At 58.9% G+C, this 26,231-nt stretch carries 24 protein-coding genes; 13 read left to right on the top strand and 11 right to left on the bottom strand.

The window, feature by feature from the left end:
• Window positions 1-113 precede the first annotated feature (113 nt).
• Window positions 114-1,127, top strand: coding sequence for a hypothetical protein (locus CRD13_RS08090; RefSeq protein WP_187401506.1), 1,014 nt, complete (start codon window positions 114-116; stop codon window positions 1,125-1,127).
• A gap of 6 nt (window positions 1,128-1,133) precedes the next feature.
• On the opposite strand, the gene CRD13_RS08085 is transcribed toward CRD13_RS08090, so the two are convergent.
• From CRD13_RS08085 to CRD13_RS08065, 5 genes are all read right to left on the bottom strand, one after another.
• A complete protein-coding gene (locus tag CRD13_RS08085) occupies window positions 1,134-1,625 on the bottom strand; it encodes a glutathione peroxidase (RefSeq protein ID WP_187401505.1) in 492 nt (163 codons plus the stop codon).
• Between the two features lie 46 nt (window positions 1,626-1,671).
• The gene (locus CRD13_RS08080; RefSeq protein WP_222866696.1) at window positions 1,672-2,481 is read right to left on the bottom strand and encodes a polysaccharide deacetylase family protein; all 810 of its coding nucleotides are present in this window, start codon (window positions 2,479-2,481) and stop codon (window positions 1,672-1,674) included.
• Between the two features lie 132 nt (window positions 2,482-2,613).
• Window positions 2,614-3,285 (bottom strand): 5,6-dimethylbenzimidazole synthase, encoded by a 672-nt coding sequence (gene bluB, locus CRD13_RS08075; RefSeq protein ID WP_187401504.1) that lies wholly within the window; start codon window positions 3,283-3,285, stop codon window positions 2,614-2,616.
• A 4-nt stretch (window positions 3,286-3,289) separates the two neighbouring features.
• Window positions 3,290-5,509, bottom strand: a complete 2,220-nt coding sequence (locus CRD13_RS08070; protein WP_370549722.1) for a S9 family peptidase — start codon at window positions 5,507-5,509, stop codon at window positions 3,290-3,292.
• 5 nt (window positions 5,510-5,514) lie between these two features.
• Entirely contained in the window at window positions 5,515-6,408 is an 894-nt protein-coding gene (locus CRD13_RS08065) for a phosphoribosylaminoimidazolesuccinocarboxamide synthase (RefSeq protein ID WP_016421399.1), read from the bottom strand.
• A gap of 296 nt (window positions 6,409-6,704) precedes the next feature.
• Here CRD13_RS08065 and CRD13_RS08060 point away from each other — a divergent pair, with 296 nt between their 5' ends.
• From CRD13_RS08060 to CRD13_RS08030, 7 genes are all read left to right on the top strand, one after another.
• Window positions 6,705-8,027 carry an acetyl-CoA C-acetyltransferase gene (locus CRD13_RS08060; protein WP_016421400.1) on the top strand — a complete coding sequence of 441 codons (1,323 nt, stop codon included), beginning with the start codon at window positions 6,705-6,707 and terminating at the stop codon, window positions 8,025-8,027.
• Between the two features lie 47 nt (window positions 8,028-8,074).
• The gene (locus tag CRD13_RS08055; protein WP_049173074.1) at window positions 8,075-9,433 is read left to right on the top strand and encodes a 3-oxoacyl-ACP reductase; all 1,359 of its coding nucleotides are present in this window, start codon (window positions 8,075-8,077) and stop codon (window positions 9,431-9,433) included.
• Between the two features lie 53 nt (window positions 9,434-9,486).
• Window positions 9,487-10,449: a MaoC/PaaZ C-terminal domain-containing protein gene (locus CRD13_RS08050; RefSeq protein WP_016421402.1), complete on the top strand. Its 963-nt coding sequence runs from the start codon at window positions 9,487-9,489 to the stop codon at window positions 10,447-10,449.
• A gap of 351 nt (window positions 10,450-10,800) precedes the next feature.
• Entirely contained in the window at window positions 10,801-11,265 is a 465-nt protein-coding gene (nrdI, locus tag CRD13_RS08045) for a class Ib ribonucleoside-diphosphate reductase assembly flavoprotein NrdI (RefSeq protein WP_080971522.1), read from the top strand.
• The gene (nrdF, locus tag CRD13_RS08040; protein WP_080971523.1) at window positions 11,262-12,266 is read left to right on the top strand and encodes a class 1b ribonucleoside-diphosphate reductase subunit beta; all 1,005 of its coding nucleotides are present in this window, start codon (window positions 11,262-11,264) and stop codon (window positions 12,264-12,266) included. Before nrdI ends, nrdF begins: the two co-directional genes overlap by 4 nt.
• Before the next feature lie 42 nt (window positions 12,267-12,308).
• The gene (locus tag CRD13_RS08035; RefSeq protein WP_016421405.1) at window positions 12,309-12,884 is read left to right on the top strand and encodes an NADPH-dependent FMN reductase; all 576 of its coding nucleotides are present in this window, start codon (window positions 12,309-12,311) and stop codon (window positions 12,882-12,884) included.
• Between the two features lie 120 nt (window positions 12,885-13,004).
• Window positions 13,005-13,700, top strand: a complete 696-nt coding sequence (locus CRD13_RS08030) for a VOC family protein (RefSeq protein ID WP_049173075.1) — start codon at window positions 13,005-13,007, stop codon at window positions 13,698-13,700.
• Window positions 13,701-13,702: 2 nt separating this feature from the next.
• Here the strand turns inward: CRD13_RS08030 and CRD13_RS08025 are convergent, their stop codons facing one another.
• The 4 genes from CRD13_RS08025 to CRD13_RS08010 form a co-directional block, all read right to left on the bottom strand.
• Window positions 13,703-15,679, bottom strand: coding sequence for a VWA domain-containing protein (locus CRD13_RS08025; protein WP_016421407.1), 1,977 nt, complete (start codon window positions 15,677-15,679; stop codon window positions 13,703-13,705).
• A 337-nt stretch (window positions 15,680-16,016) separates the two neighbouring features.
• Window positions 16,017-16,946 (bottom strand): alpha/beta fold hydrolase, encoded by a 930-nt coding sequence (locus tag CRD13_RS08020; protein WP_049193820.1) that lies wholly within the window; start codon window positions 16,944-16,946, stop codon window positions 16,017-16,019.
• 185 nt (window positions 16,947-17,131) lie between these two features.
• Window positions 17,132-18,562: an adenylosuccinate lyase gene (purB, locus tag CRD13_RS08015; RefSeq protein WP_069359129.1), complete on the bottom strand. Its 1,431-nt coding sequence runs from the start codon at window positions 18,560-18,562 to the stop codon at window positions 17,132-17,134.
• A 34-nt stretch (window positions 18,563-18,596) separates the two neighbouring features.
• Window positions 18,597-19,046 (bottom strand): MarR family winged helix-turn-helix transcriptional regulator, encoded by a 450-nt coding sequence (locus CRD13_RS08010; protein ID WP_049172172.1) that lies wholly within the window; start codon window positions 19,044-19,046, stop codon window positions 18,597-18,599.
• A 259-nt stretch (window positions 19,047-19,305) separates the two neighbouring features.
• Here CRD13_RS08010 and CRD13_RS08005 point away from each other — a divergent pair, with 259 nt between their 5' ends.
• Complete coding sequence (locus tag CRD13_RS08005) at window positions 19,306-20,586, top strand: MFS transporter (protein ID WP_070429294.1); 1,281 nt, start codon at window positions 19,306-19,308, stop codon at window positions 20,584-20,586.
• 120 nt (window positions 20,587-20,706) lie between these two features.
• Window positions 20,707-21,435 carry an amino acid ABC transporter ATP-binding protein gene (locus tag CRD13_RS08000; RefSeq protein WP_042388208.1) on the top strand — a complete coding sequence of 243 codons (729 nt, stop codon included), beginning with the start codon at window positions 20,707-20,709 and terminating at the stop codon, window positions 21,433-21,435.
• Window positions 21,436-21,465: 30 nt separating this feature from the next.
• Here CRD13_RS08000 and CRD13_RS11155 read toward each other — a convergent pair whose 3' ends face one another.
• A complete protein-coding gene (locus tag CRD13_RS11155) occupies window positions 21,466-21,624 on the bottom strand; it encodes a hypothetical protein (RefSeq protein ID WP_370545917.1) in 159 nt (52 codons plus the stop codon).
• Between CRD13_RS11155 and CRD13_RS07995 the strand changes: the two genes are divergently transcribed.
• From CRD13_RS07995 to CRD13_RS07985, 3 genes are read left to right on the top strand one after another with little or no spacing between them, the layout of a single operon-like run.
• Window positions 21,559-22,392, top strand: a complete 834-nt coding sequence (locus tag CRD13_RS07995) for a glutamate ABC transporter substrate-binding protein (protein ID WP_370549719.1) — start codon at window positions 21,559-21,561, stop codon at window positions 22,390-22,392. The two genes, CRD13_RS11155 and CRD13_RS07995, sit on opposite strands and share 66 nt — an antisense overlap.
• A 19-nt stretch (window positions 22,393-22,411) precedes the next feature.
• Window positions 22,412-23,098 carry an amino acid ABC transporter permease gene (locus tag CRD13_RS07990; protein WP_042388211.1) on the top strand — a complete coding sequence of 229 codons (687 nt, stop codon included), beginning with the start codon at window positions 22,412-22,414 and terminating at the stop codon, window positions 23,096-23,098.
• On the top strand, window positions 23,098-24,036 hold the full coding sequence (locus CRD13_RS07985; RefSeq protein ID WP_016421416.1) for an amino acid ABC transporter permease: 939 nt from the start codon (window positions 23,098-23,100) through the stop codon (window positions 24,034-24,036). Before CRD13_RS07990 ends, CRD13_RS07985 begins: the two co-directional genes overlap by 1 nt.
• Window positions 24,037-24,252: 216 nt before the next feature.
• Here CRD13_RS07985 and CRD13_RS07980 read toward each other — a convergent pair whose 3' ends face one another.
• A complete protein-coding gene (locus CRD13_RS07980; protein ID WP_083327222.1) occupies window positions 24,253-26,064 on the bottom strand; it encodes a BCCT family transporter in 1,812 nt (603 codons plus the stop codon).
• Window positions 26,065-26,231 lie beyond the last annotated feature (167 nt).

The raw sequence follows: 26,231 nt of genomic DNA, 5'->3' as shown, positions 1-26,231 counted from the left end.
CAGTCTAACTGCACGACTCCTTCCGCAGCAGGAGCCGCAGACTATGCCATTACGTACGGCTCAGACGCACTCGCCAAGGACGACTGCAGTGCCGCCTACTATCCTGGGAAGATATGACCACCGATTCACCCGCGCCTGTGCCCGCACAGCAGCCTCACGCACCACGGTCTGAGTCTTCCTCACCATCGCTTGACGACGGCCAGGAGATCGCATCCTCACCGAGCATGCTGCAACGTGTTCGCGCCGCTATCCCGCCTGTGTCCATCCTGGTACTGACGGCGGTATTCCTCTTCGCCGGGTGGTTCACGCTCTTCGGTCCTATCAATGTTCTGGCTTGGCGTGGTGGCACGTTCCCCCGCACCGAGGCAGACCGCCCCTACTATCAGCAGGCTCTGAAGGATGTTGCGCGCTATCATTACGAGGAGCAGCCCTCCCCTGAGGTTTACTTCGGCCTGGCGTGTGGCGCTACTGATGCCGACATCCGCAGCGTTATCCCCAAGGTCGGCGAGCACCCGAATTCAGACGCAGACCCAACCGCTGATGAAGATGCCGTCGCCGCCGCTGCTGCCACCAGGCCGGGTTCTGCACCTGCGGCTACGAACCAGACATCGAAGCTGAATCCAAACCTTGACGCATTCGGAGACACGGTCGACTGCTCCGGTTCCTGGACTGCGCCATTCTTGTCATTCCTGCTCGCATCCGCGGGTGTTCCGGTCTTTGATACGCCCGAGAATTCGGCTGCCAATAGTGCCACCGACAACAACAGCACACAGCAGTACAACACTGCGCAGAACAGAACAGCGCAGAACAGCACTGCCACAACCGAGAACCCATGGCTGGTTACGGATGTCGAACAGCTCATGGATGCCTACAAGGCACATGATGCTTTCGTCACCGACAAGGACTTCTCTCCTCAGGTGGGTGACATCATTTTCTACCGCTACCCCGCAGGCCTTGGGGTACACGCCAACATGGTTGTCGCGGTTCAGGGTGACTGGGTCACCATCGGTGGCGATGAGCTTGGCAAGGTCGGTCTAGCTAGCATGACCCTGCGCAACCGAGGTGGCATCGTGGGCTACGGCGCCACGGGCTACTTCGAGCAAGCACCGCTGGACGCCACCAAATAGCCAAGTTTAAATAGGCAGATTTTCCTCAATGAGGTCGCGCAGAGCGTCGTCGTCAGGCGAGACCTTGGAGCGGAAACGGCCGATGACCTCCCCCTCGGGCGAGATAACGAACTTTTCGAAGTTCCACTTCACGTCCCCAGCCTCGCCGTCGGCGTCCGGGGTTTCCTTCAGCAGCTTGTACAGTGGGTGAGCGCTGTCGCCGTTGACCTCCGTCTTTTGGAAGAGCGGGAAGGTAACGCCGAATTCGCGCTGGCAGAACTGCTTGATTTCCTCGGCACTGCCGGGCTCTTGCCCGCCGAACTGGTTGCAGGGGAAGCCGAGGACGAAGAAGCCTCGGGGTGCGAGTTCGTCGAAAAGTCCTTGCAGATCGTCGTACTGATCCGTGAAACCGCACTCCGAGGCGGTGTTGACGATAAGCAGAACGTGGCCTGCCCAGTCGCTCATCGTTGCTTCGTTGCCGTCGATGGTGGTCACTGGGATGTCGAAGAGATTGCTCATAAACCCCACACTAGGGCAGTCCCACGATAGCCGTCAGAGGTGACGACTAGCCGACCTGCTCCATGCCTTCAAAGAACTCGCGGCCCAGCGGCACCGAAGAGTGGTTGACCGGCTGCGCACCCCCATCGACCGCCTGGTCAATGATGCCGACAACATCCTGGCGCAGCTTGTGCTCCCGCAGTTTCGAAGCGTTAACGGAGATACGCACCGCGCGGCCCTTCTCCAGCGAGCGCTGCACTGAGGAGCGCACCGCGCGGCGCCACCAACCGGCGCCGCCGAAGCCCTCGCCGATAGCCAGCACGCGAGTTGGATCAACAGCACCAGTGGTCAGGTCGCGGACCCCATTTCGGTCGGCTGCAACACGGAAGCCCAGCTCCGGCAGCACGTTCATGGTCTCGGGCGACATGGTCCACTTCGGCGGTGCAAAGACATCCGTCTCAAAACCCATCGCACGCATCTGGCGCGTTGCGGCAGTCAGGCGCAAGCGCGCTTCATGTTCGCTTAACGACGCAAATTCCGCGCCTCGGCCTCGAACCGACTGATCGAACCCCGCGAGAACAATCTCGATGCCGTCATCGCTACGACGGCGGAGCCAATCCAGCACCGCCGGAGCTTCCCGCAACGACCAGTTCTTACCCGCATGAGGAGCTACCAGCAGAGACGGCGTAATACCGCGCTGTTCCATCGCTGCCACGAAACGAGCGACATCGAGCAACGTGCCATCGCGCAAACCCGACACCGACACCAAAAGCGGCGAACCGACCACACCGCCGTCAACAGTTACGAGCTCTTTGCCCGCTGGACGAACGACCTGGTCGGTCGTCCGAATCTGTTCTTGCACCCCACTGCCTGCCATGGATTCAACAAAAACAGGCGTATGTAAATTTTTGGTAACGGAGAGGACAAAGCTTGGAGAATACTCAGAGGCCTTTCAAGTAAGAGTTCAGATAGGGGCAGCGCGAGCGTAATTGTGGGCCTGCTGCAGTGATTATCCCCAGTGCACAACCTCATCGAGCGCCAAGCCCCTGCGCCAACCGAACTTCTCCAAGTCACGCTCCGCTGCCAGGTGCGTTACCGGACCAATGCACAGCCAGGCCACCGGGCGCACGGGCGCCTCGACACCGACAAAGTCGGCCAGGAAATCCTCATGGTAGAAACTGACCCAGCCGACGCCGAGCCCCTCTGCCGTGGCAGCCAGCCACAGATTCTGAATAGCCAGCGCGACAGACATTAACCCGGTGTCATCGACGGTGTCGCGGCCGAGAATGTTCTTGCCGCCACGGGTCGGGTCATAAGTGACGACGATGCCCGTTCCCGAGTCCACAATTCCTTCAATCTGAATCGGGTTGAAGGTCTCGCGCCGCTCCCCTTCGAGTTTCGCTGCGAATTCAGCGCGGCGTGCGGCAACGTGGTCTGCGAACCGCTGCAGGCGAGCCGAATCCTGAATGATGTGAAAGTCCCATGGTTGGGACAGCCCCACCGAAGGAGCGGCGTGAGCGGCCGCCAACACGCGCATCAATCGCGTCTTGTCCACCACTTCTCCGGCGAATTCGCGGCGAACATCCCGCCGCCGAAAAAGCGTGTGGTAGACGGCCAACTGATCGTCGGAAAGCGAATCGGTGTCAAAACCCTGCGCGGACAGCAGCGTGCGCATATCCATGCCGTTACTCCACCGCACCAGCAGTGTGGACAATCCAGGCGTACTCGAAGGCAGTCTGACGCCAGCGTTCGTAACGGCCGGAAACACCACCGTGACCAGCGGACATCTCGGTCTTGAGCAGGAACTGGCCCGGTTCGCCGCCGACAACCTCGCGCAGCTTGGCAATCCACTTTGCCGGCTCCACGTAGAGCACGCGAGTGTCGTTCAAACTAGTAATCGCGAGAATCTTCGGGTACTTCACATCGGCCGAGATGTTCTCGTACGGCGCGTAGGAGGCCATGTAGTCATAGACCTCCGGGTCGTGGTACGGATCGCCCCACTCATCCCACTCCACCACGGTCAGCGGCAGCTCTGGCATCAGCATGGACGTCAGGCAGTCGACAAACGGAACCACGGCCTGAATGCCCGCGAACCTATCGCCAGCAATGTTTGCGACCACACCCATCAGCATGCCGCCCGCTGAACCGCCGAGCGCTACCAACTGCTGCCGCGTGGTCCAACCAGAATCCAGCAGGTAGTCAGCGACGGCGACGAAGTCAGTGAATGTGTTCTTCTTCGTGGTTGCGCGACCGTTCTCCCACCAGCCACGGCCCATCTCGCCGCCACCGCGGACGTGTGCAATGACAAAGATCATCCCACGATCCAGCAGCGACAGCCGGGCGATGGAAAAGCCCGGATCCATCGAGGATTCGTAGGAACCGTAGCCGTAGAGCAGCGTCGGATTCGGCGCATCCAAATCCAAATCCGCGCGGTGAATAATCGACACCGGAATCTGGGCACCATCGCTGGCACTCACCCATTCACGCTTGGCGACGTAATCACCGCGATTAAACTCCCCCCGAATCTTCTGCTCCTTGAGCAGCACCCGCTTGTCCGAGGCAATATCAATCTGCCAGAGCTGCGACGGCGTGGTGAAGGAGCCGTAGGCGTAGCGCAACACCGGGGTGTCCCATTCAGCGTTGCCGGTAGTGCCTGCGGAGTAGAGCTCTTCGTCGAATTCGAGCTCGACGAAGTTCACAGCGGACGCTGGCACTGGGTCGGCAGCATCGCCCGTTTCAGCGGAGCCAGCACCATCCTCGTCCTGCGCCAATACCGCCAGCGCCACACGCCCAATACCGCCGCGACGGTACCCAAACGCGATGTGCCCAGCGAAGCAGTCAACGCCCTCGACACGGACGTCATCGCGGTGCGGGACCAGCTCAGTGAGATCCGAAATACTGTCGAAAGACCCCACCGGCACCATGGCCAGTGCGAAGTTCGAGCCAGTCATATTGTGTGTAATCAGCCACATATCCTGGCCACTAATGACGGCGTGGTCGATGTCGTATTCAACACCGGACTCGCGCGGGCGCACGCAGGCGAACTCACTGGTCGGGTCACTGGCGTCCAGGTACCAAACCTCGGAGGTAATCTTCGAGGAGCTCTCAATAATCAGGTACTTTTCGCTGCGTACCGTACCGACTCCGACCCAGTAGGCCTCATCGGGCTCATGGAAGACACAGACGTCATCCTCGGTAGAGGTGCCCACGCGGTGACGCCACACGGAATCCGGCCGCCAGGCTTCGTCGACCTTCTGATAGAAGATCCATTCCGAGCCAACCCAGGTAGCACCTGCGGCGATGCCCGCAATTTCGTCGTCAAGTAGTTCGCCCGTGCGCAAATCCTTTACGCGCAGCGTGTAGCGCTCGTCGCCTGTGACGTCGGTGGAGTAGGCCAGCAGATTGCCGTCCGCGGAGACGCTCGCTGCGCCGAGAGCGAAGAAGTCGTGGCCTTCGGCCAGCTCGTTGGCATCCAGGATGACCTGTTCTCCTGGTGCCGGGGAGTCGTCCGCGATGGTCGGTGGCGTCCACGCGGCAAGACCGTCACCGGCCTCCGCGCGCACGCGACAGCTCATCCCGTAAGACTTGCCCTCCTGCGTGCGTGAGTAGTACCACCAGCCATTAAGGCGAGTTGGGACCGACATGTCGGTCTCCTGCACACGCGACTTGATTTCCTTAAAAATCGCGTCCGCGGCGCCATCAAGATCGGAGGTAAAAGCCTCCGTATAGGCATTTTCAGCCTCTAGGTATTCGATAACCTCGGAGTTTTCCTTATCGCGGAGCCACTCGAAGTTATCGGTGAAGTCCCTTCCGTGGAAGGACCGAGTCACCGGCTTCCGTTGTGCACGGGGTGCAGGCAAATCCTTTTTTGCAGGCTTGCCGACGGATGCCGAGTCCAAGGTCACTTCGCTCACGCAGGTTCTCCAATCCAGTCCGAGAAGCGGCGGCCCGACAGTCGTTCGTAGGCCTCGACGTACCGCTCGCGAGTTGCTTCCACAACACTACCCGGCAGCGCTGGCGGCGGAGTGCCCTCGTCCTTCTTCCAGCCGGACTTGGAGCAGGTCAGCCAGTTTCGTACGTACTGCTTGTCAAAGCTCGGGTTAACCGAACCCTCCTGGTAGGAGTCGGCTGGCCAGTAGCGGGAGGAGTCCGGGGTGAGAACCTCGTCGGCCAGCACCAGATTGCCGTCGGAGTCGAGACCGAACTCGAACTTGGTGTCGGCCAGGATGATGCCGCGCTCAGCAGCCAGTTCAGCAGCCTGGGTGTAGATACGCAGGGTGGCATCGCGCAGCTCTTCGGCGCGCTTCTGCCCCAGGGACTCCACAACGGCGTCGAAGGAGACATTCTCGTCGTGCTCGCCCAGTTCGGCCTTGGTGGCCGGGGTGAAAATCGGTTCTGGCAACTTGGAGCCCTCGACGAGGCCCTCTGGCAGCTCAATGCCACAGACAGTGCCGTTTTCCTTGTACTCGACCAGACCAGAGCCGGTCAGGTAGCCACGTGCGACGCACTCGAATGGCAGCATGTCCAGCTTCTTGCACACCAGCGCACGGCCGAGGCACTCCTCCGGAATGCGCTCATCGTCAGCCGGGCCAGCCATGTGGTTCGGGAAGTCAATCTCATCGAAGAAGAACACGCTCATCGCGGTGAGCACTCGACCCTTGTCAGGAATCGGGGTCTCCAGAATGTGGTCGAAGGCAGAAATACGGTCACTGACCACAAGCAGCAGAGTCTCAGGGTCAATCTCGTAGATTTCCCGGACCTTGCCCGCGGAAAGATGGTTATACGAGGAAAGTTCAGGTCGCATGGCGATAAAGTCTAAACCCCTATACGCCTTTGCACTCTATTGATACCTCCGGCCGCCACCCCAACTAGTGGGGATTGACGCAATTACCGTCGTCAAGCGGGAAAACTTTTGAGATTCCGGAGTGCTGCCCATCGAATTTTTCACAGGTGGACGACGGTGTTTACCCCTCACCTCCCCCGCTCGGTAGATGACTGGGCAAAAATATTTCTAAAAACGTGACAGAAAACACCGATACCAGTATTGTCTAAATTTAGTAATTCACGTCACACTTCAAGGATTTTGAAGGGAACAATCACATGGCAGCTCAGGCCAACAATAACTCTCTGCGCCGCGCAGTCGTCGTCGGCGGTAACCGCATTCCGTTCGCTCGTTCTAACAAGGAATACGCTAACGAGTCGAACCAGGACATGCTGACCGCCGCAATCGACGGTCTCGTCGCTCGCTTCGGTATCGGCGGCGAGCGCCTCGGCGCAGTCTCCGCCGGCGCTGTACTGAAGCACTCCCGTGACTTTAACCTCACCCGTGAGTGTGTCCTCGGCTCCGCACTGGCGCCGGACACCCCGGCTTTCGACATTCAGATGGCATGTGCCACCGGCATGGAAGCCCTCAACTCTGTCTCCAACATGATCAAGCTGGGCCAGATTGACTCCGCCATCGCCGGCGGCGTGGACACCACCTCCGACGCTCCGATTGCTGTCAACGACCGTCTGCGCAAGATCCTGCTGGAGGCCAGCCGCCAGAAGTCCACTCTGGACATGGCAAAGGTCTTCCTGAAGGCTCGTCCGTCCGACCTGGCTCCAGACACTCCGTCGACCGGCGAGCCACGCACTGGCCTGTCCATGGGTGAGCACCAGGCAATCACCACCGCCAAGTGGGGCGTTACCCGCGCCGAGCAGGACGAGCTCGCCGCCGCTTCCCACCAGAACATGGCAAACGCTTACGACGAGGGCTTCTTCACTGACCTCGTCACCCCGTACAAGGGCGTTTCCCGCGACACCAACATGCGCCCGGACTCCACCCCGGAGAAGCTGGCCAAGCTCAAGCCAGTCTTCGGCCGCGGCCTGGAAGCAGAGCCGACCATGACCGCCGGTAACTCCACTCCGCTTACCGACGGCGCCTCCGCCGTCCTCGTCTCCACCCCGGAGTGGGCCGCTGAGCGCGGTCTGCCGGTGCTTGCCGACGTCGTCGATTCCGAGGCGGCCGCAGTTGACTTCGTCCACGGCGACGAGGGCCTGCTGATGGCTCCGGCTTACGCCACCCCGCGCCTGCTGGCCCGCAACGGCTGGACCTTCGACGACTTCGACTTCTTCGAGATCCACGAGGCCTTCGCCGGCACTGTCCTGTCCACCATGAAGGCATGGGAGGACGAGGAGTTCTGCCGCACCAAGCTCGGACTGGAAGGCCCGCTGGGCTCCATCCCGCGCGAGAAGCTCAACGTCAAGGGCTCTTCTCTGGCAGCCGGCCACCCATTCGCCGCTACCGGCGGCCGCATTGTGGCAGCCCTCGCCAAGATGCTGCGCCAGAAGGCAGACGAGACCGGCAAGACCACTCGCGGCCTGATCTCCGTTTGTGCTGCGGGCGGCCAGGGTGTTGTCGCAGTTCTCGAGGCTCGCGTCTAAAAGCGCACCACCGATAAAGACACTTTTACTTTCAAGGAGAATTTTCCATGACCGATAAGTACCAGGAACTCGTCAACGGTGGTCCGCTCACTGGACTGGCTAAGGCCGCTGGCCTGCCGCAGCCACCGTTCCTGCGCCGCCACAAGCCGGGCGGTCCGCTGCTGAACAACGACAAGGTGCTCGTCACCGGCGAGGGTGCAGATGCAGACGCAGTTGCAGCTCAGCTGGCTGAGTGGGGTCTGCAGGTCCGTCGTGGCAACGCCGCTGACGACAAGATTGGTGCCATTGTCCTCGTCGCCACTGAGGCCAAGCGTCCGGCAGAGCTGCAGGGCCCAGTGCTCGCTGCTGCAAAGCACATGCGCAAGCTGGACAAGGGTGGTCGCATCGTCACCGTCTCCCGCGCCAAGGATGCTCACCACAACGCAACCCCGGCCGAGATCGCTGAGAACGCTGTCGCCGGTGGTATCGAGGGCCTGATTCGCTCCCTCGGCCACGAGGTTCGTGGCGGCTCCACCGCCAACGGCATCCTCGTTGCTCCGGGGGTCTCGGTCACCGCGCCATCCGTGATTTCCTCCCTGCACTTCTTCCTCTCCGGCCGCTCGGCCTTCATCGACGGCCAGTTCCTCCGCGTCACCTCCGACGCGGGCGAGATCCCGTCCGACTGGGATAAGCCGCTGGCTGGCAAGGTTGCCGCTGTCACCGGTTCCGCCCGTGGTATCGGTGCCGCTATCGCTCGCCAGCTCAAGGCTGACGGCGCAGAGGTCATCGTCATCGACGTTCCACAGGCGGGCGAGGCTCTGTCCAAGGTTGCCAACGAGCTCGGTGGCCTGGCTCTGCAGCAGGACATCACTGCCGACGACGCCGGCAACGCCATTGCCGATGCCGCTGTGGCCCGCTACGGTCGCCTGGACATCGTCATCCACAACGCAGGCATCACCCGCGACAAGATGTTCGCCAACATGGACGACGCCAAGTGGGGCTCGGTCATCGCCGTCAACATCGAGTCTCAGCTGAAGATGAACGAGCAGCTGCTGAACCACAAGGCCTTCGAGAAGGCTCCGCGTATTGCCACCATGGCTTCCACCTCCGGTATCGCAGGTAACCGCGGCCAGACCAACTACGCCACCTCCAAGGCCGGCGTTATCGCAATGGTCGAGGCTTACGCTGAGGAGTTTGCTAAGCGCGGCGGCAACATCAACGCTGTTGCTCCGGGCTTCATCGAGACCGACATGACCGCTGCTATTCCGTTCGTCAACCGCCAGGTTGCTCGACGCGTGAACTCGCTGCAGCAGGGTGGCCAGCCGGGCGATGTCGCCCAGGCAATCGCCTTCCTGGTCTCCGACCGCGCTCTCGGCGTCAATGGTCACGTCCTGCGCGTCTGCGGTCAGAACATCGTCGGCGCCTAAGCGAAGTCGCGGCTTCCGCATAGGCTCCCGATAAGGAGGAAAGAGGAAAACTTATGGCTAAGACCCTGGATGCCATTCCCAATCTGGTTCCGCTCTACGCCAAGGCAGCTGCTGGTTCGGCGAAGAAACGCCCGAACTCCACCGAAATCAAGGTCGATGAACTAGTGGTCAAGGGCGTCACTGTCGATGCCGACCGTGACCAGGACTTCCGCGACGTCGTTGGCGCCCCGAAGTCTGAACAGGCTTTCTTCGGCCACATCCACGCCCTAATCATGCCCATCCAGATGGAGCTAATGGCTGCGGATGATTTCCCGCTGCCGATGATGGGCCTGGTCCACACCGAGAACACCTACCGCGAAATCTCGCCTGTCACACTCGGTGGCAAAGTTGATATCGCGGTGAAGGTTGCCGCATTCCGCGCTCACCGCTCGGGCACTGAGGTTGTTCTGGAGTCAACTGTTACATCGTCCACATCCGGCGCCACCTTGGTCGAGGAGCAGTCGGTGTATCTGGCCAAGGGCGTTCGCCTGAAGGATGCCGAGGGCTTCGAAGAGGTCCAGGCACAGCGTGAGGCCATCAAGTCCGGCGCCGAGACCATCAAACGCGAGCAGTTCAAGGTTCCCTTCCCCACCGCTCAGTGGAAGCTGGCTGGCAACACCGGCCGCAAGTGGGCCAAGGTTTCCGGTGACTGGAACCCGATTCACATCACCTCTGTCTCCGCGAAGGCTCTGGGCATGCCAGCAGCGATTGCACACGGCATGTACACCGCCTCCCGCGCGCTGGCTGAGGCACAGGTTCTGCCGGGTCAGTCGTACGAGTTCCAGATTTCCTTCGGTGCGCCGGTCGTTCTGCCGACCACCATCAATGTCGCACTCACCCACACCGGTGACGGTGCAGGTGCTGCTCACAACCTGACTGAGGGCAGCTCCAACATCGGCCGCGCAGTCAACATTGTCGCGTGGGATCGCAAGAAGAAGCGTCCGCACTTCACCGGAAGTGTTCGTCCGCTGAAGTAGTTGATGCGAAAGCGCTGTAGAAAACGCCGCGCTTTGGAAAACCAGTCTCCTCATCGACTGGGCCTTTCCAAAGCGCGGCGGTTTTGTTTCCCTGTTGTGCTTTTGCCCGGGGCACGACTGGAGCCCCCTCCGAGAGACACCACCTCCTCCCTCTCCCCCCGGCCGGCAACCCCGCCACTTTCCCGCCTTGAAGATCAGCTGCTGGGTTTTTCCGCCGTTAATGAAGAGTCGCGGCTTTACTTCGCAATTGCGTGACTAAGCACTTTTCAACCGCATGTAGGCAACGCCTTGTTGACACCCCATTCACTCCTCTATTTTATGTTCAATCCATTGAACATAGGAGGTAATCGAGTGTCTTCATCATCGAAGACGCCGCTGACTTTCACGGAACTCCCACCGGAGGAGTCACCCCGAATCGTGTACTTCTCCAGTGCTTCTGAAAACACTCACCGGTTCGTCCAAAAGCTGGCTCAACCAGCAGCACGCATCCCGTTACATCCGCGAAAAGACGGAATGATTCGCGTTTGCAGCCCATTTGTCCTGATCACACCGACTTATGGTGGCGGATGTCGGCGCCGCGCGGTACCTAAGCAAGTCATCGCTTTTCTCAACGACGAAACCAACAGGAGTTTCATCCGCGGTGTCATCACCTCGGGCAACACAAATTTCGGCACCGACTTTTGCATAGCCGGAGCCATCATTTCTGCAAAATGCCAGGTTCCGGAGCTATACCACTATGAGCTACTGGGGACAGACCACGATGTGGAGAACGTCAAAGAGGGCCTGGAAAAATTCTGGAGGAGCGCTACTTCTTGAACATCTACAGCTATTCAACTACGCCACCGTCTTTTCGAAAGGACCCAGCTGCCCGCCTTCGGCCAATCAACTGGAACCGAGTGCAAGATGATAAAGATCTCGAAGTGTGGAATCGCCTAACAGCAAATTTTTGGCTGCCCGAAAAAGTTCCGCTGTCCAATGACCTTGCAGACTGGCGACGTCTCACCGATCTAGAACGCGAGCTGACCATGAAGGTCTTCACCGGACTGACCATGCTCGACACAGTCCAGGCGTCTGTCGGGGAGATTTCCCAAATTCAAGATGCCCGCACCGAACATGAAGAGGCCGTCTACACGAATATCGCTTTCATGCAAGCAGTGCATGCAAAGTCTTATTCTTCAGTATTTTCTACGCTATCCAATACCCCTGACATCGACGCTGCCTACCAATGGGCAGTCGCCAATGACATCCTGCAGGCTCGGTCAAAAGCTGTGCTCAAACACTATTACGGCGACGTTCCACTCAAGCGAAAGGCGGCAGCAACGCTTCTTTCGTCCTTCTCGCTCTACGCCGGCTTCTACCTCCCGCTGCACTTCGCATCACGTGGCATCCTGACCAATACCGCCGACATGGTGCGCCTGATTCTGCGTGACAAAGCTGTTCACGGCTATTACTCCGGCTACAAATTCCAGCGAGGCGTAGAAACCTACGACACCGCCACGCAAACGCAGATGAAGGCTTTCGTCTTCGAACTTCTCGATGATCTATACCAGCTCGAACTGAGGTACTCCGAAGCCCTATACCAACCACTCGGGCTCTACGACGACGTTGCCAACTTCATTCGATACAACGCCAACAAAGCGCTCATGAACTTGGGATACCCGCAGCGGTTTAACCATGAAGAGACCGCCTTCAAGCCCGAAATTCTCGCCGCCCTCACCCCGGGGTCAGATGAAAACCACGACTTTTTCTCCGGTTCCGGCTCCGCATATGTCATCGGAAAAGCCGAAGACACCGCAGATGAAGACTGGGATTTCTAAATCCACGTCTTTCCCCATACATCCTAAGAAAGGAACATTCGCATGACTGCACAGATTTCTATCCTGGTAGGAAGCTTGCGTCGAGCCTCCTATGCACGAAAGATTGCACTCAAGGCAGCCACGTACTTCCCCGATGACTTCAAAGTCGACATCGTCGAGATTCGTGACCTCCCTCTCTACAACTTCGACTACGACGACCCCGCAGTGTCCGATATTGCGACTCCCGCGGAATACACCAGTTTCCGGGAAACCATTAAAGCCAGCGATGGCATCCTATTTGTCACCCCAGAAAACAACCGCACAATTCCTGCAGCTCTGAAGAATGCCGTTGACATCGGATCTAAGCCCAACGGTGATGTGGCATGGAAGAACCTGCCCGCGGGAATTATCAGCCACTCCGTCGGCCGTATGGGCGGTTATAGCTCTCAGAAGAACTTGCGACTCGCGCTGTCGTACTTCGACATGCCGATGCTCGGTCAGCCAGAGGTCTTCCTGGGACAATCGCCAACACTCATTGACGAACAAGGAGAATTCACGTCGTCAAGCACTGAGGACTTTGTTCGCGACTACATCAACAGATTTGCAGACCTAGTTCGCGAGCAGAGCCCACGCCACTAACTGAAATCCCCTAATCAGCGCAGCGTTACTGGGGATATCGCCGTATGAAGATTCTTCACTGACTAGGATCAAACGCTGCGTTCTCTGCGCGGTTAGGCGCTCGTCGTTAGGCTCATTTTCATGACTGTTTCTATCTCGGCCGTGATCGCGCTTAACGACGACCCCCGCGCCGCTGCGCGGTTTTACGCCGAAGGTTTTCACTCCAACATCAAGCCCAACTCCACCACGCTCACCATCGGCGGGATGGACTTTGAACTCATTGAGAACGGGAACCGCCGATTAACCCCCGCTGTGTCTTTTATGGTGCGATTTGCCCCTGGTCAGGAAAACCAGCTGCGCAGACTGTGGGAGCATCTGATGGCGGGTGATGAAACCATCAGCGGTGGTGCTACGCTCATGCCCCTGACCAGCTACGATTTCTCGCCGCTCTTTGGCTGGTTGGTCGACGGCAATGGGGTCAACTGGCAACTGATGATTGATTCCTTAACCAGCGGGGCTGCAAGCACGGACGCTGCCGCAAAGACAGCGAATCCCGCCGTTATTCCCTACTTCATGTGGACAGGCGACGAACCACAGGCTGCCGCCGCCACCGAGGTATACAACCGGCTTTTCGGGTCAGGGAATTTCATGACGCTCGACTCGCCGGGCATGCACAATTTCACCTTCGGCGACGGTGTGGCGATGCGCCTCTCCAGCGATTCGGCCGAAGAGGTCGAAAGCGCCTGCCAAGCGCTTGGCCTAACAGGCGCTGAGGTTGCCGAGGGCACGGAAGCCGTCGTCAAGCCTGACCGATTCGGCGTGTACTGGACGCTCTAGCGTTACTTACGGGTCAACGCGATTGCCGCGCCGACGACGGCTAACAGAACTGCACCAATAGAGAACCACATCATGTTGGAAGAGCCGTCATCCTCGTTTTCTTCGGTGCCCTTCGGATTCTGCTGGCTACTAGTCGGGGCCTCGCTACTTGGCGACTTGTGCGCGACCTGTTCAAAAGCTGGGCCCGGAATCTTCTCGCCGACCAACTCCGTGGTCAGCTGGTAAGTCACCGGGACGTTTTGAACACCCGCGACATCGTGGGATTGACCGGCACCCCAGCTGTTGTTGAAGAAGACAACGATGTACTGGTCGCCATCCAACCAGGCTCTTTCAGCCTCGTAATCGCCCGACTTTTCACTATCTTCGCCGATCCGATTGCGATAGTTAATCCGGGCCGAGTTACCAAATGTAGTCTCTTCACCGATCTGGTGTTCATTGGCCGGACGGTTTTCCTCGCTGCCGGCGAGCTGGCGTGCCGAGTTCAGCGTCTTGATATCCAGGCCGGAGATCTGTGCAAGCTTGTCCGCTTCTGGGGCGTCAATGAGTTTGACGGCGCCGCGGAGCTGCTGCCCATACTCGGACTTGATCTTGTACACGTGCGTCTCACCAGGAACAATGTCGGCCGTGACGCTGCTGATGTTGTCGGCAGTAAGTTCCGTGGCGTCATCGAACCACGAACCTGGGGTGACCTTCTTAGCCTGATCTGCTTCCGGTGTCGCGGGCGGAGGGTTCAAGCTCTCCTTGTCGGACGGGAACGCCTCCGGCACATCAATCAGGTTTTCGTTGGCGAAACGCTTGATGGTTACTTCTGCAGGAATGTCCTGGCCCTCGAAGGAGCCGCCTTTCCGAGCCACGGAGAACACCACATTGCCCGGCTTACAGTCCCCCTCAGCTCCCCCGGACTGCTTGGTTGTTATCGATGCGAAAAAGGGGCCATTGGAGTCGATGATGCCATTGCCGAAATCATTGGCCAGGAAGCAACTGCTGTCATCCAAATGCATAGTGAGCGCGAAGTTACGAACATCTAGGTCCATCAACGTCGCGCCTGACGACGCTCCCGGCACGGTAGCCGCACTAATTGCAAGCCGCTCTCCCTCAGCAACCGGGACGGAGAAGTACTCAGCACCGTCGCCTTCCTGATTACCGATGCTGCGCTCGGACTCAGGAGTCTTTTCCCGCAGCTTGGTCGAGAACGTTTCCACGTCGGCAGGCACCTTGGTAGCGCTCGTAGGAGCGTCGCCGCCCTGTATCTCTTGCGCGCTGGACTGCGCGGTGCGTGCGGTGCGGGTCGCCAGCGTCTTCATGGACTCAGCCAGCGAATCGGAGTCCTGGGCGTCCAGGTACTCACCGCCAGTGGCCTCAGCAATGCACTCCAGTTCAGCACGTGCACCTGCATCAACAAGGAAACCAACTGTGTTGATGACCAGGTCAATGCCCTGCTGCTTGAGTTCCTTGGCTACCTCGCACACCGGTGGCGGAGCACAGGTGTCCTCACCATCGGAGACCAACACAATCGAACGTTGCCCTTCTTTCGGCAACTCATCGGCAGCCTGACGCAGCGCAGGCCCCATCGGGGTGTGGCCGGAGGCTTGGACCTTTCCTACTTCAGCAGGAATCTTCGCCGAGTTACCCGCCTGCACGGGCAGCAGCGTGGTGATGTCCTGACAGCCAGCTTCCCGCTCCTCCGGCGAATTGCCAACTTCCGTGCCGTAGACCATGAACCCAATTTCGGAGTCCTCTGACACCGATCCCGCGAACTTACTCGTGGCAGTCTTCGCTGCCTCCATTCGGGTCTGGCCGCCCGCGTCGTCGGCAAGCATTGACCCTGAAGCATCCAGGATCACCATGGTTGGCGAGATAGTACTCGCGGCCTCTTGCGCCTGTGCACGCCCTGTTGTGATTCCCGCAAAAGAGCCTACGAGCACCAGCAGCATGGAGATGGTGAGCACGACCGCTGAGAGTTGTCTTCTTCTGATCATGTGGTCGGTTCCTTTTCTTCAAGCGTAAATCTTCAAGCGTAAAAAGAACGTTACATGACAAAAGTATGTCTGATTCTCAAGATAATGACTGGGCAGACCCCAAAAATTACGGGCGCCAAATATGATTACGGGCTGCAAATGTGAAACTGTATGAGTTTATGACACTTTCAGGCAATTTTTCAGGCCATTTTTGTCATAAACGCAGTCAGTAACTTGCATCGCCCTGCCGCCGCTGACATAAACGCAGTCAGTAACTCGCATTGGGATAAGTAGCAAAAGATGCCCACCGGTCGACCCCACCGAACGGGCATACTTTTTGTCTATTAACCAGCTCCCCCTAGCGGGACTCCAACCACGCCACAATGTCGGAGTAGACCTCTTCCTTATTCAACTCGTTGAGAATCTCATGGCGACCATCCGGATAGACCTTAAAGCGCACGTCTTTCTTGCCCGCGTTCAGGTATTTGCCCACGACCTCAGTCACACAGGCAGCGCCACCCGCCGGATCAACGGCACCGGAAACCACGAAAAGCGGCAGCTCATCAGGCGCTTTCTCATAGGCTTCAGGCGAGTTCGCGTAGTGCGTGCCGACGAGAAGGTCGCGGAAAAAGGCATTGGTGGGAACGAAACCACACTTGTCGTCCGCAATATAAGCATCGACAATCTTGTGGTCGCGGGTGAGCCAATCAAACTTAGTGCGGCGCTCAAAGTCCTTGTTGTAATCAGCAAAGGTGAGAGTGTTGAGCAGCTTGCCCGGCGCGGTAGGACGAATCTTAGCCAGCAGGTTTGCCACCTTCATTCCCGCGTCGCCCTTAGCCCCTGGCCACGACACAGTGCCCATGATAATGACACCGGTGAGCCCCTCGCCGTACTTGGCGATGTAGTTACGAGTCAGAAGCGACCCCATGGAGTGGCCGAGAATATAGTGCTTGCTACCTGGGAATTCTGCATCAACGTACTGGCGCACCGCGTGGAGGTCTTCGAGAATCAGGTTCCAGCCACCGTAGTCAGCGAAGAAGCCCGGGATGCCAGCATCCGTCTTGGTCATACCGTGGCCGCGATGGTCGTGCGCGACGACGGCATAACCCTGGGATACGAGGTACTCGGCGAACTTGGCGTAGCGGTTGGCGTACTCGACCATGCCGTGGACAATCTGCACCACTCCCTTAGGAGTAATGGGCGCGCCCTTGTCATTTTCTGGAACCCAGCGCAGCACATTCAATGTGGCACCTGGGCGAGAAAGCGAAGTCCTAACAGCCGATGTCACGTCGGGCACCTTTCGAGTAGAGGTTTCGATGCTTATCGCTCATCGTACCGAGGAACTTGGCTGCTCACTGGTGCTTTCGTCAACAAACAAAGAAAAACTCTGCCACCAACGTGACAGAGTTTTTCAAGGGACCTTACGTCTTTACGTTTTTTCGTTTACGTGTTTCGCGCGTGACGCTCGCGAAGCTACAGAATCTCGCCCGGCTTGTAGGCCGCGGCCTCTGGGTACTTGTCCACGACAGCCTGCACACGTGCAACTACGCGGTCAACCTGGGATTCCGCGGCACCGATGAACGCATGGCGGTTCGCCAGAGCGTCGGCAAGCCCTGCGGCATCCAGCGGGAAACGCTCATCTGCAGCGAGACGTTCAGTGAGATTCTGCTCAGCACCCTTTTCGCGCATATCCAGTGCGGTGGCGACGGCGTGCTCCTTGATGATCTCGTGGGCTTCCTCGCGGCCCATACCAGCGCGAACGGCTGCCATGAGGATCTTGGTGGAAGCCAGGAACGGCAGGTAGCGCTCCAGCTCACGGTCGATCATGGCCGGGAATGCACCGAACTCGGACAGGACGGTGAGGAAGGTTTCGAACATGCCGTCCATGGCGAAGAAAGCATCCGGCAGTGCAACGCGGCGAACCACGGAGCAGGAAACGTCGCCTTCGTTCCACTGAGTACCGGCGTATTCGGAGAGCATGGTCATGTAACCACGCAGGATGACCTGGAAACCGTGGACGCGCTCACAGGAGCGGGCGTTCATCTTGTGCGGCATGGCGGAAGAGCCGACCTGGCCTTCCTTGAAGCCCTCGGTGACGGTCTCATTACCGGCCATCAGGCGGATGGTGGTGGCCAGCGACGCCGGGCCTGCGCCCAGCTCGACCAGTGCGGACAGAGCGTCGAAGTCGAGGGTGCGCGGGTAGACCTGACCAACGGAGTCAAAGACGCGGTCGAAGCCGAGGCCTTCAGCGATTTCGTTTTCGAGGGAGGCCAGTGCGGACTCATCACCGTCAAGCAGATCCAGCATGTCCTGGGCGGTACCCATCGGGCCCTTGATGCCACGCAGTGGGTAGCGGGAAATCAGGTCTTCTACGCGCTCGATGCCCAGCAGCATCTCGTCCGCAGCAGAGGCGAAGCGCTTACCCAGGGTTGTTGCCTGTGCGGCGACGTTGTGGGAGCGACCTGCCATCACCAGCGACTGGTACTCGGAGGCCTTTTCCGCAGTGCGGGCGGCAACGGCAACGGCCTTGTCGCGCACGACCTTCAGCGACTGCAGAACCTGCAGCTGCTCAACGTTTTCGGTCAGGTCACGCGAGGTCATACCCTTGTGAATGTGCTCGGTGCCAGCCAGGTCGCAGAACTCTTCAATGCGAGCCTTCACATCGTGGCGAGTAATACGCTCACGGGCGGCAATGGAGTCGAGGTCAACCTGGTCGATGACCTTCTCATACGCCTCGATAGTGCCCTCCGGCACCTCAATTCCGCGAGCGACCTGAGCCTTCAGAACGGCAATCCAGAGCTTGCGCTCGAGGATGATCTTGTACTCAGGGCTCCACAACTCAGCCAGAGTCGCAGAGGCGTATCGGTTAGCAAGGACGTTTGCGATCTTCTTTTTCTCAGCCACGCCCTCAAGTATTCCATGACCACTGCATCCGCGGTTATCTAGGCCATGGATGACCACGCATTTCTTCCACGCCCTCGTTGAATTTGCGCATCAATCGCACGAACTCCGCGAGCTCCGAGTCTTCCCAGCCATGCGTAATGTCATCGACGGTATTCTTACGCGCCTCAATCTCCCGGTGCAGCAGCTCTAGCCCCTTGTCGGTCGCGCTATGCACCTTCGCGCTTGACGACGGCGCGGACCTCTTCGCGATATACCCCTGCCGCATGGCGGCGGCCAGCTGGCGATGCACTGTAGAAATGTCCAGCCCTAGTGCATCGGAGAGCTCGGCGACTGTCATATCCGGCTGTGCTTCCAGCCTAGCCAGCAGTGCTGCGGCGGAGCGATCCAACAGGATGTCCTTACGATGTGGTCGGTAGCCGCTGGAGCTCACCCGGGATAGCAGCATGTTCTCGTAAACGAGCGCGGCCAGGTCGTCGTTTCGCACGGTGGCAGTCAATCCTCTTGTCGCCTTTATGTCGGCCCTTTAATGGGCCTGCGGGATGTATCTGTTTGCTGAACAGCCCCTATTCTAGCGCGCCACGGATGCGGTTAAGGCCGAAAAAGCACATTTGCATCATACAAACCAATTGTTATAATTCGAGCCCTAACTGCATTTTTGCATGATACAAATGCCGGAAAGCAGTTTCGCCAAAGCACTAATTCCACGATCGTTTTCAAACGAGAAAAGAGACCGTATCTTCAGCATGACAACGCATACGACCACACAGAACAGGCACAAACAGAACGAGCAGGACGAGCAGCACGGGCAGGACAAGCTCTTCTCCCCCGCGTTCATCATCAGCTGGCTGATTAACTTCAGCATGTACCTGGTGTTCTACCTTTCAATCACGGTCATGGCGCTCTACGCCGTCCAGCGCTTCTCCGCCTCCGATGCCGCCGGTGGCTTCGCCGCCAGTTCTTTCGTGGTCGGCGCCACCATCGCTCGTCTCTTTTCCGGCTACTTGGTGGACACCTTCGGTGGTCGCAGAATCATGCTTGGCTCGCTCGCTGTCATCGTGGCAGCCTGTGCCGCCTACCTGTGGGCCGCATCCCTGCCGATCCTGATTGCAATCCGCATCATCCACGGCCTGACCTACGCATTCGCTTCCACCGCCGTGATGGCCGCCGCCCAAACCGCTATTCCGGCTTCGCGGCGCGCAGAGGGAACTGGCTACATTTCGCTCGGCACCACCCTGGCCACAGCGATTGGCCCAGCTCTCGGCCTTGCCCTTATTGGTTCGGTCGGCTACGGCGTCCTCTTTGCCACAGCCCTCGGCCTGTCCATTGTCGGACTGGTGCTGGCGCTCGTTCTGCCACAACCCAACGAGCCTGCCACTGTGGCAACCAAGGACGAGGCCACCGAAGACTCGTCGGCAAGCGAGACGAAGCGCACGTTTTCCTTCGATGACATCATGACGCCGAGAGTGGTGCCAATCGGCCTGTTCATGCTGCTCGTCGGCCTGGCGTATGCGGGCGTGATTACATTCCTGAACCGATACTCGCAGCTGAGCGGCCTGACTAGGGGCGCCAGCTTCTTCTTCATCGCCTATGCGGTGGCGATGATGGCGGCGCGTTTCTCACTGGGACGCCTACAAGATCGCCGCGGCGACAACCCCGTCATCGCCATCGGCCTGGTGTGCTTCACCATCTCACTGCTTGTTCTGGCTTTCGCTAGCGCTGACTGGCACGTTATCGCCGCCGGTGCGCTCTGCGGCCTGGGCTACGGCACGCTGATGCCGGCCTGCCAGACCATCTCTGTGCACCTGGCGCCGGCGCACAAGTTGGGCACGGGCATCTCGACGCTGCTCTTGCTTGTCGACGCGGGCATCGGCCTCGGCCCAATCGTGCTTGGTTCGGTAGCCGCCACTATGGGCTTCGACAAGATGTACGCAGGCCTGGCGGTCGTGGTGGTTCTCGCGGCCGTCTTCTACTGGTTCGTGCATGGCCGCAAGCCTGTTGCGAGGCGCCATCGCGTGGATCTTTAGAACTAATTGGTGTGCAGTCACTTTTTACAGGTGAATATCGGACAAGGAACACCGATAGCAGTTATGTGTCGTGAGTCACCTATACTTTCCCCCATGACTGAATCATCCACACCACAGAGCATGATTTCGATTGCCGAGGTGAACAAGCACTACGGCGATTACCACGCTTTGCGCGACATCAACCTGGAAATCCCAGCTGGCCAGGTCGTAGTTATCCTCGGCCCCTCCGGCTCTGGTAAATCCACACTGTGCCGAACCATCAACCGCCTGGAAACCATCGACAGCGGCGAAATTCGCATCAACGGCAAGCTCCTTCCCGAAGAAGGTAAGGAACTCACCCGCCTGCGCGCTGAGGTCGGCATGGTCTTCCAGCAGTTCAACCTCTTCAGCCACATGACCATTCGCGACAATGTCACGTTGGCCCCACTGAAGGTCCGCAAGATCTCCAAAGCCGAGGCCCGCGAGCGTGCGGACAAGCTGCTCGCCCGTGTCGGCATTGCGGAACAGGCTGACAAGTACCCGGCGCAGCTCTCCGGCGGTCAGCAGCAGCGCGTCGCCATCGCACGCGCCCTGGCCATGGACCCGAAGGTCATGCTTTTCGACGAGCCCACCTCCGCGCTCGACCCGGAAATGATCAACGAGGTCCTCGATGTCATGACCGACCTGGCCAAGGGCGGCATGACCATGGTTTGCGTCACCCACGAGATGAGCTTCGCCCGCCGCGTGGCCGACCGCATCCTGTTCATGGCCGACGGTGCGATTGTCGAAGACACCGACCCGGAGACCTTCTTCACCAACCCGCAGAGCGATCGTGCCAAGGACTTCTTGGCCAAGATCGTCGGACACTAGGCGGGGCTGGTCACCATGAAGCTTTCACTATTACGAGGAGGCCGGGGACGCAGTCGCAACCAGGGCCGCCGAGGTGTCGTCGGCAAGCGAGTTGCGGCGGCTGTCGTAGCTGTTGCCACGACAATGAGCCTCGCGGCCTGCGGTAGCAGCGGACCCCGAAACCTGCTGGCCGATATCGAAGCCGGGCACGTGACACTGGGTACGAAGTTTGACCAGCCGGGTCTCGGCGAGCGCACCCCGGACCGTGAGTTCGCGGGCGTCGACAACGATGTTTCCCGCTACGTCATTGAGTACATCGCCAACAAGAACGGTTGGGATGTGCCCGAGATGGAGTGGCGCGAGACCCCGTCCGCTCAGCGCGAGACGCTGATTAACAACGGCGAGGTCAACATGATCGCCGCCACCTACTCCATCAACGCTGGCCGCCTGGCTGCCGTCGACTTCGCCGGCCCGTACCTGGTCACGCACCAGGCACTGTTGGTGCGCGGTTCCGAGGGTATCCAGGGGCTTGACGACGTCGCCCCGGGCACTCGCCTGTGTTCTGTATCCGGCTCCACCCCAGCGCAGAAAGTCAAGGACGCTCTACCGGAGGTGCAGCTGCAGGAGTTCGATACCTACGCCGCGTGCGCGGAAGGTGTGAAGCAGGGTGTCGTCGATGCCCTGACTACCGATGCAACTATTCTCGCGGGCTTCGCCCAGCGCTACAAGGAGCGCTTCGGCGACGACTTCCGCGTGGTCGAGCTGCGCAACCCCGATGGTTCCTACTGGACCAATGAGTACTACGGCATCGGCCTGCCCAAGGGTGATGATGCCAGCCGTGAGGCCATCAATGAGGCGCTGGAGTCGCTGTACGACACCGGTGAGCTTCAGAAGATCCTGAAGAAGCATTTGGGCGACAAGTTCGAGCTCGACGACAAGCCGGCAATCGGCGATCTGTCGTTCGTAGAGAAGAAGTAGGAAGGGGTGCGAGCAAACAATGAATCCAGAACTATGGAGTGAAATGGGGCCGGAACTGCTTCCGGCTTTCTGGGTAACCATCAAACTGACGATTGCTTCGGCAATTGGTTCCCTGATTTTTGGCACGCTTCTCACCGCTATGCGCGTGAGCCCCGTGGGAATCCTACGTACCCTGTCGACCTGGTACATCAGCATTGTCCGCAATACCCCGCTGACGTTGATTGTGCTGCTGGCCTCGATGGGTCTCTACTACAACTTGGGGCTGCTGCTGGCTGCGGAGAATGACTCCTTCATTGTCAAGCAGAACTTCCGTCTCGCGGTGTTGGCGTTTGTTGCCTACACCTCGTGCTTCGTTGCGGAGTCCCTGCGCGCCGGTATTAATACTGTGCCGTTCGGTCAGGCCGAAGCCGCCCGCTCCCTGGGGCTTAGCTTCGGCCAGAGCTTCCGCTACATCATCTTCCCGCAGGCGTTCCGTGGCGCTATCGTGCCGCTCGGCAACACCCTGATCGCGCTGACCAAGAACACCACGATTGCCTCGGTAATCGGTGTGGCTGAAGCGTCGCTGCTGATGAAGACCATGACCGAAAACTACGCCAGCGATATCCTGATTATCTTCGGCATCATCGCTGTCGGCTTTATTATTCTGACTCTGCCGACCGGCCTGTTCTTCGGCTGGGCTGGCAAGCGATGGGCGGTGAAGCGCTAATGGCTACTCGCGCAACAGTTCTTTACGACGCGCCGGGCCCCAAGGCTCAGCGCTTCAACCGAACCCTCACCTGGATCGTGGCCGCAATCACCGTTGCGATTCTCGCCTGGGTGGGAATGAAGCTGGCCGACAAGGGCCAGTTCGAGGCCAATAAATGGTCGTTCTTCCTCGAATCCACAACCTGGACCACATACATTCTGCCCGGTCTGGTCAGCACCATTGTCGCGGCTGTCGTCTCTATTGTGTTGGCACTGGTTATTGGCGCTCTCCTGGGCGTCGGCAGGCTGAGCCCGGTCGCACCGGTGCGCTGGCTGTGCTCGGTGATTGTCGAGTTCTTCCGCGCCATTCCGGTGCTGGTGCTCATGCTGTTTGCCTACTCGGTGTTCGCGCTTTGGCAGCTGTTTCCGTCGAACTACCTCGGCTTTGCCGCCGTTGTGTTTGGCCTGACCATGTACAACGGCTCCGTCATTGGCGAGACACTGCGCTCCGGCATCGAGTCGCTGCCGAAGGGCCAGCGTGAGGCCGCGATTGCGCTGGGTCTCTCCCACCGCCAGACGATGGTCACTATTTTGCTGCCGCAGGCAGTCGCCGCCATGCTGCCGGCGATTATCTCGCAGATGGTCATTGCGCTGAAGGACTCCGCGCTGGGTTACATGATTGGCTACGTCGAGGTTGTCCGCTCTGGCCGCCAGCTTGGCGAGTACTACGGCGCCATGATTCCATCGCTGGTCGTCGTGGCGATCATTCTCATTGCCATCAACTTCGGCCTGGCCAACCTTGCCGAGCGTATCGAAAGCCAGCTCCGCGCCGGCCGCGCCCGCCGCAACATCATTGCGAAGGTCCCGCATCAGCCTGACGTCGGTGTCACCACCAAGGACCAGGCCAACGTGGATTGGCACGATGAGGACTACAAGGACCTCCGAGGCACCTACGAGTAGAGCTAATCACGGCTTAACGCCACACTTGCTTTACGACGAACACAGCGACGCCGCCCACGGAAACTGCTAAAGGTTTCCGCTGGGCGGCGTTTTTATTTGGCTACAGCCTTTGCCTTCGCTCTTATCGATGCACTACTCACTGATGGCCACGCTACAGCGCACCGATAGGTGAATAGCGTGGCCACAAGTGCCGGGCACTACTGCGACCGTGCTCTACTATGACTCAGACTTCGTCCCCGACTCCTCTGGGCTCTCCGATTCCGACTTTTCGCCAGACTCAAACTCACCTTCAACGACCACATCGGACTGAATAACCAGACGTCCCTCTTCATCGTGGGTGTACTCAAAGCGCGGCAGCTCATTGCCCTCTTCGTCGTAGCCCGGCGCGGGTGCGGCTTCGTGCTTCTCCAACTTCTCTGGAGTATCGGTCTTCTCCCACTGGCGGGTAACCGGCTTGCGCACTGCCATGTGGTCATCACTCATGCCTTTGACCAAGGAGTACATCATCACAAAGTGGAGGAAGAAGAACGGTACACCGATGACGATCACCGCAGATTGCAGCGCTTCCAGTGCGGTTTCACCAGAAATCAGCAGCAGAGAAGCTGCCACTGCACCAATCATGACGCCCCACAGCACGCGGTAGAAGGTCGGAGCCTTGTTTTCCTCACCGGTAGACATCATGTCCATCACCATCGAAGCCGAGTCGATGGAAGTGACGAAGAAGATCATAATCACAAAGAGCGCAAACACACTGACAAGCGTTGCCAACGGGAACTGCTCCAGGAGGATAAAGAGCGCCGGTGACGGGTCTCCGCCCTCGACAACTGGTTTGGTCAGAATACCGGGCTGCTCATTTTCCAGTTCGAAGCCAGCGCGGCCGAAGATAGAGAACCACATGATTGACACGATTGTCGGCAGTGCAATCACACCGGCAATGAACTGACGGACTGTACGGCCGCGGGAAATACGGGCGACGAACATGCCCACAAATGGCGACCAGCAGATTGTCCAGGCCCAGTAGAAGACCGTCCAGGCGCCCTGTTTCCAATTCGGGTTGACGTCGTAAGAGTCAGTCCAGAACATGATGCGAGGCAGCGCATCCAAGTAGACACCTGTCGTATCGACGGTCTGGCGCAGCAGCGTCAAAGTCGGCCCCATGAGCAGCACGAAAACCATCAATGCCATGGCGGCCCAAATGTTCGCATTGGACAACACCTTAATACCTTTGTCCAGACCGCGGGCCACGGAAATCGAGGCAATCACAATAATGATGGCAATCAGAATGAGCTGCACCATCGAGTTTTCCGGGGTACCGATTACACGAGCAGCACCGGAGTTAATCTGCAGCGCACCCATGCCCACCGATACCGCGATACCGACGACGGTACCGATGATGGCGACGGCGTCGATAAGCTTGCCCGGCCATGAGTAGATGCGGGTACCGAGCAGCGGCGCGAAGATGGAGGAGACGCGCGGCGGCAGGTGACGCTTGTAAATGAAGTACCCGAGCGCGAGCCCCGGCAGCGCCATGATGACCCACATGTGAATACCCAGGTGGTAGATGGTAAATGCCATCGCAGTGTTCTGAGCTTCGCGGCTCATCGGCTCTTGACCGAACGGCGGGTTGTAAGCGTGGTTGAGCGGTTCAGCCACGCCCCAGAACATCAGCATGGAGCCAGTACCACCGGCGAAGAGCATGCCGAACCACTCGGCGATGGTGTATTCGGGCTCTTCGTCATCATCGCCAAGCTGGATGCGTCCGTAGCGGGACACAAACAAGCCGATGAGGAAGATAAAGCTTGCCGAGACACCACCGATGAACAGCCAGCCCATGTTAGACGTAACCCAATCGGAAGCGGCCGAGTAGGCATCCCGAGCGGTATCCCCCAGCGCTATGGTCACTGCCACAAAGAGGACAATGAAACCCATCGCCGTCGTGAAGATCAACGGGTCGGTCGGCAGGTTCTTAAGAAAACCGCCCGACTTCTTTTCTTGCGTTTTTACTTGTGGCGTTTGTGTAGATCCCATTATCGGGGTCAGCGCCTTTCACTTCTAGATTGTTTGTCTCAGAAAAGACAGCTCGGAAGACACATTCCTCCCAAGTCGGTTATCTACGTTACAAAAGGAAGCCCAGTCATTCTCAATAACTAAGCCTTTGTTCTGTAATTGCGACTTTTTCCTTCGAGTTCACGCTG

The organism is Corynebacterium sp. LK26 (genome assembly GCF_014335085.1).
Classification (GTDB): domain Bacteria; phylum Actinomycetota; class Actinomycetes; order Mycobacteriales; family Mycobacteriaceae; genus Corynebacterium; species Corynebacterium jeikeium_D.
The sequence above is the reverse complement of the archived record's forward strand: the minus strand, read 5'-3'. Positions and strand labels throughout refer to the sequence as shown.